The organism is Stenotrophomonas maltophilia (assembly GCF_004920835.1).
Classification (GTDB): domain Bacteria; phylum Pseudomonadota; class Gammaproteobacteria; order Xanthomonadales; family Xanthomonadaceae; genus Stenotrophomonas; species Stenotrophomonas maltophilia_AQ.
In genome coordinates this window covers 22,360-34,655 of record NZ_QFHO01000031.1, presented here as the reverse complement: position 1 = coordinate 34,655, position 12,296 = coordinate 22,360, and the positions used below count along the sequence as shown (strand labels likewise).

14 protein-coding genes are annotated in these 12,296 nt (G+C 66.7%); 12 read left to right on the top strand and 2 right to left on the bottom strand.

Features of this window, described 5'->3' with window-relative positions:
* Window positions 1-112 precede the first annotated feature (112 nt).
* The 3 genes from DI041_RS17755 (at window position 113) to DI041_RS17745 (ending at window position 2,879) form a co-directional block, all read left to right on the top strand.
* A complete protein-coding gene (locus tag DI041_RS17755) occupies window positions 113-400 on the top strand; it encodes a co-chaperone GroES (RefSeq protein ID WP_006396661.1) in 288 nt (95 codons plus the stop codon).
* Window positions 401-483: 83 nt separating this feature from the next.
* The gene (gene groL, locus DI041_RS17750) at window positions 484-2,133 is read left to right on the top strand and encodes a chaperonin GroEL (RefSeq protein WP_012512251.1); all 1,650 of its coding nucleotides are present in this window, start codon (window positions 484-486) and stop codon (window positions 2,131-2,133) included.
* 134 nt (window positions 2,134-2,267) lie between these two features.
* Window positions 2,268-2,879: a DUF6445 family protein gene (locus DI041_RS17745; protein WP_046984259.1), complete on the top strand. Its 612-nt coding sequence runs from the start codon at window positions 2,268-2,270 to the stop codon at window positions 2,877-2,879.
* A 30-nt stretch (window positions 2,880-2,909) separates the two neighbouring features.
* On the opposite strand, the gene DI041_RS17740 is transcribed toward DI041_RS17745, so the two are convergent.
* Entirely contained in the window at window positions 2,910-3,797 is an 888-nt protein-coding gene (locus tag DI041_RS17740; protein WP_136638563.1) for a LysR substrate-binding domain-containing protein, read from the bottom strand.
* Between the two features lie 248 nt (window positions 3,798-4,045).
* On the opposite strand from DI041_RS17740, the gene DI041_RS17735 reads away from it, so the two are divergent.
* Both DI041_RS17735 and DI041_RS17730 read left to right on the top strand, forming a co-directional pair.
* Window positions 4,046-4,681, top strand: a complete 636-nt coding sequence (locus DI041_RS17735) for a glutathione S-transferase family protein (RefSeq protein WP_046984238.1) — start codon at window positions 4,046-4,048, stop codon at window positions 4,679-4,681.
* A 13-nt stretch (window positions 4,682-4,694) separates the two neighbouring features.
* Window positions 4,695-5,723, top strand: a complete 1,029-nt coding sequence (locus DI041_RS17730) for an LLM class oxidoreductase (RefSeq protein WP_136638562.1) — start codon at window positions 4,695-4,697, stop codon at window positions 5,721-5,723.
* Between the two features lie 27 nt (window positions 5,724-5,750).
* On the opposite strand, the gene DI041_RS17725 is transcribed toward DI041_RS17730, so the two are convergent.
* On the bottom strand, window positions 5,751-6,710 hold the full coding sequence (locus DI041_RS17725) for a retropepsin-like aspartic protease (RefSeq protein WP_169050332.1): 960 nt from the start codon (window positions 6,708-6,710) through the stop codon (window positions 5,751-5,753).
* Window positions 6,711-6,784: 74 nt separating this feature from the next.
* Between DI041_RS17725 and DI041_RS17720 the strand changes: the two genes are divergently transcribed.
* The 7 genes from DI041_RS17720 to DI041_RS17690 all read left to right on the top strand — a co-directional run bounded on the left by DI041_RS17720 (window position 6,785) and on the right by DI041_RS17690 (window position 12,268).
* A complete protein-coding gene (locus DI041_RS17720; RefSeq protein ID WP_046984240.1) occupies window positions 6,785-7,492 on the top strand; it encodes a response regulator in 708 nt (235 codons plus the stop codon).
* A gap of 32 nt (window positions 7,493-7,524) precedes the next feature.
* Window positions 7,525-8,823, top strand: a complete 1,299-nt coding sequence (locus DI041_RS17715) for a sensor histidine kinase (protein ID WP_136638560.1) — start codon at window positions 7,525-7,527, stop codon at window positions 8,821-8,823.
* A 72-nt stretch (window positions 8,824-8,895) separates the two neighbouring features.
* Window positions 8,896-9,396, top strand: a complete 501-nt coding sequence (locus DI041_RS17710) for a MarR family winged helix-turn-helix transcriptional regulator (RefSeq protein ID WP_136638577.1) — start codon at window positions 8,896-8,898, stop codon at window positions 9,394-9,396.
* Complete coding sequence (locus tag DI041_RS17705) at window positions 9,393-10,139, top strand: DNA alkylation repair protein (protein WP_136638559.1); 747 nt, start codon at window positions 9,393-9,395, stop codon at window positions 10,137-10,139. Before DI041_RS17710 ends, DI041_RS17705 begins: the two co-directional genes overlap by 4 nt.
* A 51-nt stretch (window positions 10,140-10,190) precedes the next feature.
* Window positions 10,191-10,529 carry a DUF6616 family protein gene (locus tag DI041_RS17700; RefSeq protein WP_136638558.1) on the top strand — a complete coding sequence of 113 codons (339 nt, stop codon included), beginning with the start codon at window positions 10,191-10,193 and terminating at the stop codon, window positions 10,527-10,529.
* Window positions 10,530-10,641: 112 nt separating this feature from the next.
* Window positions 10,642-10,899 (top strand): hypothetical protein, encoded by a 258-nt coding sequence (locus DI041_RS17695; protein ID WP_046984244.1) that lies wholly within the window; start codon window positions 10,642-10,644, stop codon window positions 10,897-10,899.
* A 295-nt stretch (window positions 10,900-11,194) separates the two neighbouring features.
* Window positions 11,195-12,268: a 3-deoxy-7-phosphoheptulonate synthase gene (locus DI041_RS17690; RefSeq protein WP_065723533.1), complete on the top strand. Its 1,074-nt coding sequence runs from the start codon at window positions 11,195-11,197 to the stop codon at window positions 12,266-12,268.
* Window positions 12,269-12,296: the final 28 nt, after the last annotated feature.

Genomic DNA, 12,296 nt, shown 5'->3' with positions numbered 1-12,296 from the left:
GTCCTGCTCCCGATTCGTCGGGCTTTTTCGCGAGCAATGCTGGCAGTCACCTTGGGTGAGTGCTAACATCGCCAGACTTTTTCAGACCAATCAATAACTTAAGAGGTCTCTCATGAGCATCAAGCCGCTGCACGACCGCGTTGTGGTCAAGCCGATCGAAGCCGACGAAATCTCCGCCGGTGGCATCGTGATCCCGGATTCGGCCAAGGAAAAGTCCACCAAGGGTGAAGTCGTGGCCGTGGGCCCGGGCAAGCCGCTGGACAACGGCAGCGTGCGCGCTCCGTCGCTGAAGGTCGGTGACAAGGTCATCTACGGCCAGTACGCCGGCAGCTCGTACAAGAGCGAAGGCGTCGAGTACAAGGTCCTGCGCGAAGACGACGTGCTCGCCGTCATCGGCTGAGCTTCGGCGCGACCTGCTTCATCCCCTGATCTCCAATTCCCAGCCGCCGGGCATCGCCCGGCGCTACCAAAGAGGTAACTGCAATGGCTGCCAAGGATATTCGTTTCGGTGAAGACGCCCGTTCGCGCATGGTGCGCGGCGTCAACGTTCTCGCCAATGCCGTCAAGGCCACCCTGGGCCCGAAGGGCCGCAACGTCGTGCTGGAAAAGAGCTTCGGCGCTCCGACCATCACCAAGGACGGCGTCTCCGTCGCCAAGGAAATCGAACTGGCTGACAAGTTCGAGAACATGGGCGCGCAGATGGTGAAGGAAGTTGCTTCCCGCACCAACGACGACGCTGGCGACGGCACCACCACCGCCACCGTGCTGGCCCAGGCCCTGATTCGCGAAGGTGCCAAGGCTGTTGCCGCCGGCATGAACCCGATGGACCTCAAGCGCGGTATCGACAAGGCCGTCGTGGCCGCCGTCAACGAGCTGAAGAGCATCTCCAAGCCGACCGCTGACGACAAGGCGATCGCCCAGGTCGGCACCATCTCGGCCAACTCGGACGAGTCGATCGGCCAGATCATCGCTGACGCGATGAAGGAAGTCGGCAAGGAAGGCGTGATCACCGTTGAAGAGGGCTCGGGCCTGGACAACGAGCTGGACGTGGTCAAGGGCATGCAGTTCGACCGCGGCTACCTGTCCCCGTACTTCATCAACAACCAGCAGTCGCAGACCGCTGATCTGGATGACCCGTTCATCCTGCTGCACGACAAGAAGATCTCCAACGTGCGTGACCTGCTGCCGGTGCTGGAAGGCGTCGCCAAGGCCGGCAAGCCGCTGCTGATCGTCGCTGAAGAAGTCGAAGGCGAAGCGCTGGCGACCCTGGTGGTCAACACCATCCGTGGCATCGTCAAGGTCGTGGCCGTCAAGGCTCCGGGCTTCGGCGACCGTCGCAAGGCGATGCTGGAAGACATGGCCGTGCTGACCGGCGGCACCGTGATCTCCGAAGAAGTGGGCCTGTCGCTGGAAAAGGCCACCATCAAGGACCTGGGCCGCGCCAAGAAGGTGCAGGTTTCCAAGGAAAACACCACCATCATCGATGGCGTGGGTGACAAGGCTGCGGTCGATTCGCGCGTTGCGCAGATCAAGACCCAGATCCAGGACACCTCCTCGGATTATGACCGCGAGAAGCTGCAGGAACGCGTGGCCAAGCTGGCCGGCGGCGTTGCCGTGATCAAGGTCGGTGCATCGACCGAAATCGAAATGAAGGAAAAGAAGGACCGCGTCGACGACGCCCTGCACGCTACCCGTGCGGCCGTTGAAGAAGGCGTGGTCCCGGGCGGCGGCGTTGCCCTGGTCCGTGCGGTCTCTGCGCTGGCCGGCCTGAAGGGTGCCAACGAAGACCAGAACCACGGCATCCAGATCGCCCTGCGCGCAATGGAAGCCCCGCTGCGCGAGATCGTTGCCAACGCCGGTGAAGAGCCGTCGGTCATCGTCAACAAGGTCAAGGAAGGCACCGGCAGCTTCGGCTACAACGCCGCCACCGGCGAGTTCGGTGACATGCTGCAGTTCGGCATCCTGGACCCGACCAAGGTGACCCGTTCGGCGCTGCAGAACGCAGCCTCGATCGCTGGCCTGATGATCACCACCGAAGCCATGGTTGCCGAAGCTCCGAAGAAGGACGAGCCGGCCATGGGTGGCGCCGGTGGCATGGGCGGCATGGGTGGCATGGGCGGCATGGACTTCTAAGGTCCTGTGCTGCACCGGAAGCGGCCGGCCTTGGGCCGGCACGCTTCTCTGCTGCTGTGAAAGACCCCGCCGCAAGGCGGGGTTTTTCGTTGCCCGGTTGCCGCCGCGTCAACGCATCGCTACGCTCGGCGTCCATGCCTACCTCGTTCATCGTCGTTGACGACTTCCTTTCTCCCGCCGATGCGCACGGCCTGCGCCAGGCGGCGCTGGGCCTGACCTATCCGGCACAGGAAGGCGCATTCCCCGGCCGCAACTCCTTGGAGCGGCTGGAGCTGGACGGCCTGTCCGGAGCTGCGTCGCGGCTGGTCAATGAACCATTGCGACCGGTCAACCCACTGCAGTCGCACGGCAAGTTCCGTCTGACCCTGGCCGGGGATGTCGGCCGCGCGAAAGTGCACACAGACCACTCTCACTGGTCCGGCATCCTCTACCTGAGCGCGCCGGAGCACTGCGAGGGCGGCACCGAGTTCTTCCGTCACCGCCGCACCAACACCGAACGGATGGCCCTGGATGCCAGCGAGCTGGCCGCATTGGGCTATGCCAATGGCGGCGACATGCATCGCGACATCATCGAGCGCGACAGCATCGACGACAGCCAGTGGGAGATGACGATGCGCATTCCGATGCGCTTCAACCGGCTGGTGCTGCTGCGGCCCTGGTTCTGGCACACCGCCGGGCCGGCGTTCGGCGACCGGCCGGAGAACGGCCGGCTGGTGTACCTGATGTTCTTCGAGCAGGCGCGGTAAGCGGGGGAATCATCCACGCATGGCGTGGATCTACTGGCCCTGCAGCGCTGCGCGCAACCACGCCAGGAAGGCAGGCAGCGCCGGATTGCCATCTGCATCGGCGCGCGTCACTGCGTAGTAGGCGAAGGCCTGCGGCCATGGCTGGTCGATCACCACCTGCAGGCGCCCGTTGGCCAGTTCTTCGGCCGCATGGATGTCGCGTACCAGCGCGATGCCCTGCCCGGCCACCGCCGCACGGATCAGCAACAGGTCGTCATCGAAAGCAGGGCCGCGCTCCAGCCGCTCATCGGCCGCCAGGCCCTGTGCCTGGAACCACAGCCGCCAGTCGCTGCGATCGGCATCCTGCAGCAGCGGCAGCTGCAGGCAATCCTGCACGGTGCCCACGGTGGGCGCGCTGGCCAGCAGCGCAGGGCTGGCCACTGGCAGCAGCACCGGCGCCAGCAGATGCTCGGCATGCAGTCCGGGGTAGCGCCCCAGCCCGTGGCGGATCGCGATGTCCACACCATCGCGGCGCAGGTCGGCCAGCGCCGGGCTGGCATCGAGCTGCACGTCCACCTGCGGTTGCAGTGCGCTGAATTCACCCAGGCGTGGCGCCAGCCATTGCGCGGCGAAACTGGGTGCGGCGCTGATACGCAGCGTGCGCCGCGTTTCCCAGCGTTCGAGTGTCTGCAGGCTCTGTGCGATCTGCTCGAAAGCCAGCAGCAGTTCCGGGTACACGCGCGCGCCCGCCGCGCTGAGCACCACGCCATGACGGGTGCGATCGAACAGGTTCACGCCCAGGCGTTCCTGCAGCTGCCGCAGCTGCTGGCTGATTGCGCCGGGTGTTACTCCCATCGCTTCGGCGGCAGCGGTCAGGCTGCCGTGGCGGCCGGTTTCAACAAAGGCCCGCAGGCCCAGCAGCGGCAAAACCGCCCCCATTCCGTTCTCCCGTTGCTCCGCCGGCATCCACCGCGCGGCGACAGCATATCGACCGCGGCGCAGGCTGTCGCGCACCCGTCGCGCAAGTTGAGCCAGGCTCAACTCCCCGTGCAGAAGACATCGTTTCCCCGCCACGGCGGCCTTTCCTAGACTGCCTGCACGGCTGCTGCAGCGCCTGTTTCCGCATCGTCGGCCCTCGTGCATCGAAGGCTGGCGCGTGCCGTCGCTCCCTGCCGTCCAGGAACCCCATGAACGAACCTTCGCTGCACCTGTACACCGACAGCTCGCCCAATGGCTTCAAGGCCACCATCGCGCTGGAAGAACTGGGCCTGCCGTATCGCCTGCATCACGTCCGCATCGACGCGGGCGAGCACCGACATCCCGATTTCCTGCAGCTCAATCCGCATGGCCGCATACCGGTGCTGGAGGATCGCGCGCGTGGCATCGTCATTTTCGAATCCGCGGCGATCCTGATGTACCTGGCCGAGCAGGGCAACGCGTTGTTGCCTTCCGAGCCGTCTGCACGCTGGCAGACACTGACCTGGCTGATGTTCCATGCCGCCAGCGTCGGCCCGATCCTCGGCCAGCGCGTGCACTTCGAGCACTTCGCACAACAGCCCGACATGGCCGCAATCGAACGCTATCGCAGGTTGAGCGACGATCTGTTCGCCGTGCTCGACCAGCGCCTGCACGGGCGCGAGTGGCTGGCCGGTGATCAGTACTCGATCGCCGACATCGCCCACTTCGGTTGGCTGCATATCGCCCACATCATCGATATCGATTTCTCGCAGCATCGCCATCTGAGCGCGTGGTACGCGCGCGTTGCCGCACGCCCTGCGGTACAGCGCGGCGTGCAGTTGCCCGAACCGGCCACTGGCCCGTAAGGAGGCAACGCTCATGAACGACTCCATCGTGATGCCGGGTGCGTCGGCCCCGGCCTTTGCCACGCACCCAGGCTACCAGCGCATGTTCCGCCCCGATGCACTGACCCTGGGCATCTACCTGCCATTGCGCTTCTATCAGGGCGACATGGCCGTGCTGCAGGGCCAGGCGCGGCTGGTGGAGGACATCGACCGCCACGGCTTTGCCGCGGTGTGGGTGCGTGATGTGCCGCTGTACGACCCGATGTTCGGCGATGCGGGCCAATTGTTCGATCCATTCACCTACCTTGCGTGGCTGGCGGCGCGCACGCAGCGCGTAGCTCTGGCCACCGGCAGCGTGGTGTTGCCACTGCGCCATCCGATCGATCTGGCGAAGGCGGCGGCGTCGGTCGATCAGCTGTCCGGTGGGCGCCTGGTGATGGGCGTTGCCTCCGGTGATCGTCCGCTGGAGTTTCCCGCCTACGGGCTGGAGCACGCGGCGCGCGGTGAGCGCTTCGCCAGCGCGATGGGTGAGATGCGGCGTTGGCTGCAGCCGGGCGCGGACGGGCGGATGACGCATGCCTGGGCCGAACAGGGCCTGCAGTTGCTGCCGCCCACGGTCAACGGCCGCGTTCCGCTGGTTGTCACCGGTGGCGCACGCCAGCCGCTGGAGTGGATCGGCCAGCATGCCGATGGCTGGCTGACCTACCCAGAGGCCACTCATGACAGCGCTGGTCCGCAGCGGCTGGCCACGAAGATCGGCGCCTGGCGCGCGCTGATCCCGGATGGCGGCTTCCGTCCGCACATGACCAACGAATGGATCGACCTGGTGGATGCCCCGGATCATCCACGCACGCCGCTGCAAGGGGGCTACACCCTGCGCACCGGCCGCAAGGGCCTGATAGAGCTGCTGCAGGCCTGGCAGCAGGCAGGCGTCAATCATGCCGCGCTGGGCATCCAGTTCGCCGAGCGGCCCGCAGATGAGGTGCTGCAGGAACTGGCCGAAGAGGTGCTGCCATTGTTCCCGTCGCACCCGGGGCCGACGCCGCGGGTGATGGACTGGTAGCGCAGTAGGAATGGCGTCGGCCGGCGCTCAGCTGGCCGGCCGGCGCAGGCAGATGCGTGACGCCCCGGCGCTGACGTCCACCTGCCCACCCCGCATGGCATCGGCGCCGAGGATCAGCGCCGGCCGCGCCTCCAGGCCAAGGGCCTTGAACACCGAAAGCTCGCTGATCCGGACTTCCATCGGTGGATGCCGCCAGCCAGCGCTGGTCATGCTCGGCAGGGTGTACAGCCAGGTGGCCTGCTTCCCGCCGCCCAGGCCCTCGGTGCCCTTCTCACGTACCCGCACGCGGATGTCGCTGCCATCGGTGCGCACGCCCAGCGCACGGGCGGCTTCGGCATTGAGCACGGTCTGCGCCGCGCCGGTATCGACCACGGCGATGGCCTCCACACCGGTCTCGCCCAGTGCCAGCGTGATGAAGCCGAACTGGCGAAGGCCGGCACTGCGATCGGGCAGGGCATTGGCCTGGCAGCCGTTTCCATCCAGCGCGAGACGCCCCGGCGTCCACAAGGCAAGCTCGCCACGGCCGAAGTCCCAGCGCGTGTCCCAGCGCCCGGTCAGGTCGTTGCCGACCAGGCCATCAATGGCCGCTTCATCGTCCTTCGCCAACGAGGACAGGTCGGCCTGCGTGCGGCTGGCCTGCAGCTGCCAGCTGCCCAGCCGCCAGGACGTGGTGCGCATCCTCCGCAGCGCGGCTGCCTTTGCGCTGGCACCCTGGGCATGTGAAACCGCCGCATCGGTGTCTTCCAGGCCATAGCGCCGGGCCACACGGTCATCCACCAGGGTTGCACCGGCCGCACTGTCGACCACGAAACGCAGTGGTTCGGCGCGCCCGTCCAGCGAGACAGCCACGGCTGGATGACCCCCCTGCATCCACATCGGCAGTACGTGTTCGGGAGCATCGGCCGCCAGCGCAGGCAGCGAGGCAGCAAGCAGGGGAAGCAGGGTGAGGCGCACGGGATGTCTCCGCAGTGACGGTGGAGAGACCATTGGCGGGCACGGGCGTATCGCGGGAATATCGGCGTTGATACCGTCCTGATACACAGCTGGCTGATACTGAGCACATGAACGCTCCCGCCCGGGTCATCGTCGTCGATGACGACGCCAGCATCCGAGATGCCATCGCCGACTGCCTGCTGCTGCATGGCTACCAGGTGCGCGTGGCGGCCGGTGCCATGGCGTTGGATATGCTGCTGCAGGCCGAACGACCGGATGTGATCATCCTCGACTGGATGATGCCCGGCGAGGATGGCCTGTCGGTCTGCCGCCGGCTGCAGGCACGGGCCATCCCGATCCTGATGCTGTCGGCGATGGGCAGTGCCCCGGACCGGGTGATCGGTCTGGAAATGGGCGCGGATGATTACCTGGCCAAGCCGTTCGACCCGCGTGAGCTGCTGGCAAGGGTGCGTGCGCTGCTGCGCCGGCAGGACAAGCTGCGCACCCAGGTGGCGAGTGAGCTGCGCTTCGCCGGCTGGCGGCTGCTGCCCGAACAACGCCGCCTGATCGCGCCGGATGGAGCGGAGCTGGTACTGAGCCGCGGTGAGTTCTCTCTGCTGCTGGTGCTGGCCGAACGTCCCGGGCGGGTGCTGGCGCGCGAGCAGCTGCTGCAGCTGAGCCGCGGCGAGCCGAGCGACAGCGTGGATCGTGCCATCGACCTGGCAATCAGCCGCCTGCGTCGGAAGCTGGGGCAGGCCGCGCCCGGCGCTGAAGCCCTGGTACAGACATTGCGCGGCGAAGGCTATCGCTTCAATGCCGAGGTCCAGGTGCTGTGAGTGCCCGTTGGTCCACTGCGCGCTGGATCGCAATGCTGGCTCTCACCAGCCTGCTGCTGGCCACCCTGGTCAGCGTGGCGGTGGTGGGCTGGATGCCACGACCGGCGCCGCCGCCGATGCGCCTGGATCAGGCTCTGCAGGTGCTGCGGGGGGAACGTGCGGCGGCGCCGCTGGGGCTGCATCTATCGGTCGTCAGTTCGGCACCGGAAGGCCGCAGCAGCGACTGGCTGACCGAGCTGGCCGCCTTGCAGCTGGGTGTACCGGTGGATCACGTGCGCCTGGTCTGGGCCGGGCAGGGCAAGGCCCCCGATGTGCAGGTCATCGAGGGCGGTACGGTGCTGGATGCTTCAGGGCGTGCCGGAGTGCTGACGTCACAGGCGGCCCTGCTGACCGCCATGCAGTGGCCGCCGTTCGAGCTGGGTGTGCGCCGGGCCGATGATCGCTGGCAGGTGGTCGGCAGCGATCACAGTGATCTGGCGGCCTGGCGCGGTCAGGTTCTGCTTGCACTGTTGGCCGGCACGCTGCTGCTGGCGCCGCTGGCGGCCTGGGCGTCGCTCCGCATCGGGCGGCCCCTGCGGCGCTTGGCCGAAGCCAGCGCGCGGGTTGATCTGCAGGACGGGACACCGCTGCCGGACGATGGCCCACGCGAGGTGCAGGTGCTGGCCGCAGCGATCAGCAGCGGTCGTGAGCGCCTGCGCGACCAGGCGCAGGACATGACCCGCATGCTGGCGGCCGTGGCGCACGACCTGCGCACGCCGCTGACCGGCCTGCGCCTGCGTGCGGAGTTTGCACCGCCGCCACAGGCAGCGCGGATGGTGGCCGACATCGAGCGCATGGACACGATGATCGAGCAGGTGCTCGATTACGCACGCGGGGAGCTGCAACCGCTGGAGTTGCGAGCATTGGACGTGGCCGCGTTGCTGGAGGAATGCGTGCAGAGCGCCTTGCTGCGCGGTGTCGATATTTCTGCAGAGGGACCGGACGTGCTGCCGTGGCAGGGGGATGCGCTCCTGCTGCGGCGGGCCATCGACAACCTCATCGACAACGCCGCTCGTTATGCCGGTGCCGTGCACCTGCGGGTTGCCATGGCAGGCAATCGCGTGCAGCTGGACGTGATGGATCGCGGACCGGGCATCGCCGAGGCCGATCGCGTGCGCCTGCTGCAACCCTTCCAGCGCAGCGAAAGCTCGCGCAGTCGTGCCACCGGTGGGACCGGCCTCGGTCTGGCCGTCGCCGCCAACGTGGCACGGCGGCATGCGGGTGAACTGCAGCTGCTGCAACGTGACGGAGGGGGATTGATCGCACGCCTGGTGCTGGGATCGGCCTCCTGACATCGCATGTCGATTGACTGGACGTCATCTTTCTGGTTTATGATTAGGCGCCTAATCATGTGGGTATCGATGATGCTCGAAGCCAAGCACCATGCCCTGCTGGACGAGGCACAGCGACGAGGCCATGCCAACGTCGCGCAGCTGCACCTGTGCTTACAGCTGCTGTCGCTGTCATCGTCGATCGATCGCGACTGCGCCACACGTCTGGCGCCACAGGGTCTCAGCGAGGGGCGCTTCATCGTGCTGTTCCTGCTGCACGGTGCAGGTGGCACGCTGCCGCCGCATGAACTTGCCGAGCGCGCAGGCGTCACCCGCGCCACCATCAGCGGCCTGCTCGATGGCCTGCAGCGCGAAGGCCTGCTGCAGCGTCGCAGCGATGCCGAGGATGGCCGCCGCCTGCAGATCGTGCTGACCGCAAAGGGCGCGCGTCTGGCCGAGTCATTGTTCGACCAGCACACGCAGTGGATCGGTGGCCTGTTCAATGGGCTCGAAGCTGGCGAACAGCAGCAGCTTTCGCAGCTGCTGCACAAGGTCTGGCAGCACACCGACGCCGGGCGTGAGACTGCGGCATGAGCGGTGCCATCGCCGCAGAGCGCCTGCGTGCGCTCAACCGTGGCAGCGTCGCGACGACCCATCTGGCCGAGTGCCTTGCAGTGGACTTCGCTGCGCTGCTGCAGGTGGTAGCCCCCGCACTTGGACCGGATGCGCTGCAACGCATGCGCGACGCTGCGGGAAAGGGCATCACCCGACGCATGGGTTTGGCCGCACAGCTGCTGCGCGGGGCGGGGCAGGGCACACCTGCGCTCTGGCAGGCTCACAGTTCTGACACCGTGCGCGGCTGGGCCTGCTATCTGATCGGCAGCGATGCCTCTACACCGCTGGCAACGAAGCTGCAGGCGATGCGACCGCTGGCCGATGACCCGCACTTCGGCGTGCGCGAATGGGCGTGGCTGGCATTGCGTGCCGACATCGTTGCTGCGCCGATGCAGGCACTTGAGTACCTGCAGCCGTGGACGCATGACGCATCGCCGTACCTGCGTCGCTTCGCCTGCGAGGCGCTGCGCCCGCGCGGCGTCTGGGCCACGCATATCGCGCTGTTCAAGCAGCGTCCGGAACTTGCGTTGCCGGTGCTGGAAGCACTCGCCGACGATCCCGAGCGCTATGTGCAGGATTCGGTTGGCAACTGGCTCAACGATGCTGGCAGGACGCAGCCGCAGTGGCTGCTTGATCTCTGCACGCGCTGGCAGCGCGAACGCGACAGCGCTGCCAATGCCTACATCCGCAAGCGCGCACTGCGCTCGCTGCAATCCCGGTAGCGCCGGGCCATGCCCGGCGGACGCCAATCGACCACCTCAGGGAAGACCACCATGCCGCACACGCTCATCGAGCTCTACAGCGCCACCCCCGCCTGGACCACGCTGCCTCCCGAACAACGCGCGGCCTTCTTCGACCTCATCGGCGCCGGTATGCAGCAGTTCGATCCGGCCCGCATCATGCCGCTGGCGATGGGCCGCATTGCCACGGGCGTACCGCGCGGCAGTGGTGAGCAGTTCTACGCGGTCTGGCGCTGCGCCAGCCACGAGGAGGCCGACGCGCTGGTGGCGGGCATCGCCGCCACCGGCTGGCACGACTACTTCACCACCACCCATGCGGTAGGCGCGGTGGACGGCATGGCCCAGCACTTGGCTGATCTGGCTGCGCTGTAACGACGTGAAGAGCGCTGGCATGGCCCAGCCCACGGCATGGATGGCACATGCGCCTGTCACCGAGACACGGTAAACAGTGCATTGCCCATGTCCGTCCGCAGGGAAGTTGATCATGCAGAGCAAGCTCCAGGTCACGTTGTTCGGCCCTCTTGGTGCCAGCCCGGCGCTGCAGGTGCCGGGGCAGGAAGGGCCGTCGGTGGCCATTCCGGAAGCGACCCTGCGGCAGCTGGTCTCCGATCTTTACACCGCGCGCTCCCTGCTCAACCCCGAGCAGCTGGACGAAGCCAGGCAGGAGCTGGACCGCGTGCTGGAGCGCTGGGCGGACATCCATGAAGGCCTGCTGCTGGACGTGGAAGTGCATGGCAGATGAGCGACTTCGCATGCGTGCCGCCGCGTAGTCGTCCCAGACGGGCCCATCGCTGAACCGCGTTCCCAGTTGCGGATGAAACATTTTGCACTGCGCAAAAGCTGTGCTATCAATACAACCCATGAACGCAGCCCCCACCAGCTTTTACTGGTATTACTTTCCGAAGCCACTGGCGGAGGAAGGACTGCGCTCACCCTGAAGAAAGCTTCAGACGCATTCCCGAAAGCCGCCAGCGAACCTGGCGGCTTTTTTCATGCCGCCACGCTGGGGACCCCCAACGTTCCGGAGATCTCCCGCAATGCCCCCGCACACCGACGACCTGCGTATCCGCACCATCGAACCGCTGACACCGCCTGCCCAGCTGCTGGCGATGCTGCCCTGTGACGATGAAGCTTCCGACACCGTCAGCGCCTCGCGCGCGGCCCTGCACCAGATCCTGCACGGCCGTGACGACCGCTTGGCGGTGGTGGTGGGCCCGTGCTCGATCCACGACCCGAACGCTGCCATTGAGTACGCCCAGCGCCTGAAGCCGCTGCGCGACGCACTGGCCGGCGAACTGGAAATCGTCATGCGCGTGTACTTCGAGAAGCCGCGCACCACGGTGGGCTGGAAGGGCCTGATCAACGACCCGGACCTGGACGGCAGCTTCAAGATCGACAAGGGCCTGCGCATCGCCCGCGGCCTGCTGCGCGACATCAACAAGCTCGGCCTGCCTGCCGGTGTCGAGTTCCTCGACGTGATCTCGCCGCAGTACATCGCCGACCTGGTGGCATGGGGCGCGATCGGTGCGCGTACCACCGAGAGCCAGGTACACCGCGAGCTGGCTTCGGGGCTGTCGTGCCCGGTCGGCTTCAAGAACGGCACCGATGGCAACGTGAAGATCGCCGCTGACGCAGTGGGTGCGGCATCCAATCCGCATCACTTCCTGTCGGTCACCAAGCAGGGCGGCACGGCCATCGTGTCGACCACCGGCAACCCGGATTGCCATGTGATCCTGCGCGGTGGCAAGCAGCCGAACTACGACGCGGGCAGCGTTGCCGAGGCCTGCCAGGTGCTGGCCAAGTCCAAGCTGCCGACGCGTTTGATGATCGATGCCAGCCACGCCAACAGCCTGAAGAACCCGGAGAACCAGCCGAAGGTGATCGACGACATCGCCGTTCAGCTGGAAGACGGTGAACAGCGCATCGTTGGCGTGATGATCGAGAGCCATCTGGTCGGTGGTCGCCAGGAGCTGGTGGAAGGCCAGCCGCTGGTCTACGGGCAGAGCATCACCGATGGGTGCATCGATTGGGACACCACCGTGACGGTGCTGGAGCGACTGGCTGCGGCCGTGCGCGCCCGTCGCGAGGTAAAGGTGTCCGAAGCCGCCTGAGTGCGGCACGTGTGTGGATGGCGGTCAG

Excerpts from the sequence above, each read along its gene's own strand:
- DI041_RS17755 (WP_006396661.1), top strand. The coding sequence starts at position 113 with ATGAGCATCAAGCCGCTGCACGACCGCGTTGTGGTCAAGCCGATCGAA.
- groL (WP_012512251.1), top strand. The coding sequence starts at position 484 with ATGGCTGCCAAGGATATTCGTTTCGGTGAAGACGCCCGTTCGCGCATG.
- DI041_RS17745 (WP_046984259.1), top strand. The coding sequence starts at position 2,268 with ATGCCTACCTCGTTCATCGTCGTTGACGACTTCCTTTCTCCCGCCGAT.
- DI041_RS17740 (WP_136638563.1), bottom strand. The coding sequence starts at position 3,797 with ATGGGGGCGGTTTTGCCGCTGCTGGGCCTGCGGGCCTTTGTTGAAACC.
- DI041_RS17735 (WP_046984238.1), top strand. The coding sequence starts at position 4,046 with ATGAACGAACCTTCGCTGCACCTGTACACCGACAGCTCGCCCAATGGC.
- DI041_RS17730 (WP_136638562.1), top strand. The coding sequence starts at position 4,695 with ATGAACGACTCCATCGTGATGCCGGGTGCGTCGGCCCCGGCCTTTGCC.
- DI041_RS17725 (WP_169050332.1), bottom strand. The coding sequence starts at position 6,710 with ATGGTCTCTCCACCGTCACTGCGGAGACATCCCGTGCGCCTCACCCTG.
- DI041_RS17720 (WP_046984240.1), top strand. The coding sequence starts at position 6,785 with ATGAACGCTCCCGCCCGGGTCATCGTCGTCGATGACGACGCCAGCATC.
- DI041_RS17715 (WP_136638560.1), top strand. The coding sequence starts at position 7,525 with ATGCTGGCTCTCACCAGCCTGCTGCTGGCCACCCTGGTCAGCGTGGCG.
- DI041_RS17710 (WP_136638577.1), top strand. The coding sequence starts at position 8,896 with ATGCTCGAAGCCAAGCACCATGCCCTGCTGGACGAGGCACAGCGACGA.
- DI041_RS17705 (WP_136638559.1), top strand. The coding sequence starts at position 9,393 with ATGAGCGGTGCCATCGCCGCAGAGCGCCTGCGTGCGCTCAACCGTGGC.
- DI041_RS17700 (WP_136638558.1), top strand. The coding sequence starts at position 10,191 with ATGCCGCACACGCTCATCGAGCTCTACAGCGCCACCCCCGCCTGGACC.
- DI041_RS17695 (WP_046984244.1), top strand. The coding sequence starts at position 10,642 with ATGCAGAGCAAGCTCCAGGTCACGTTGTTCGGCCCTCTTGGTGCCAGC.
- DI041_RS17690 (WP_065723533.1), top strand. The coding sequence starts at position 11,195 with ATGCCCCCGCACACCGACGACCTGCGTATCCGCACCATCGAACCGCTG.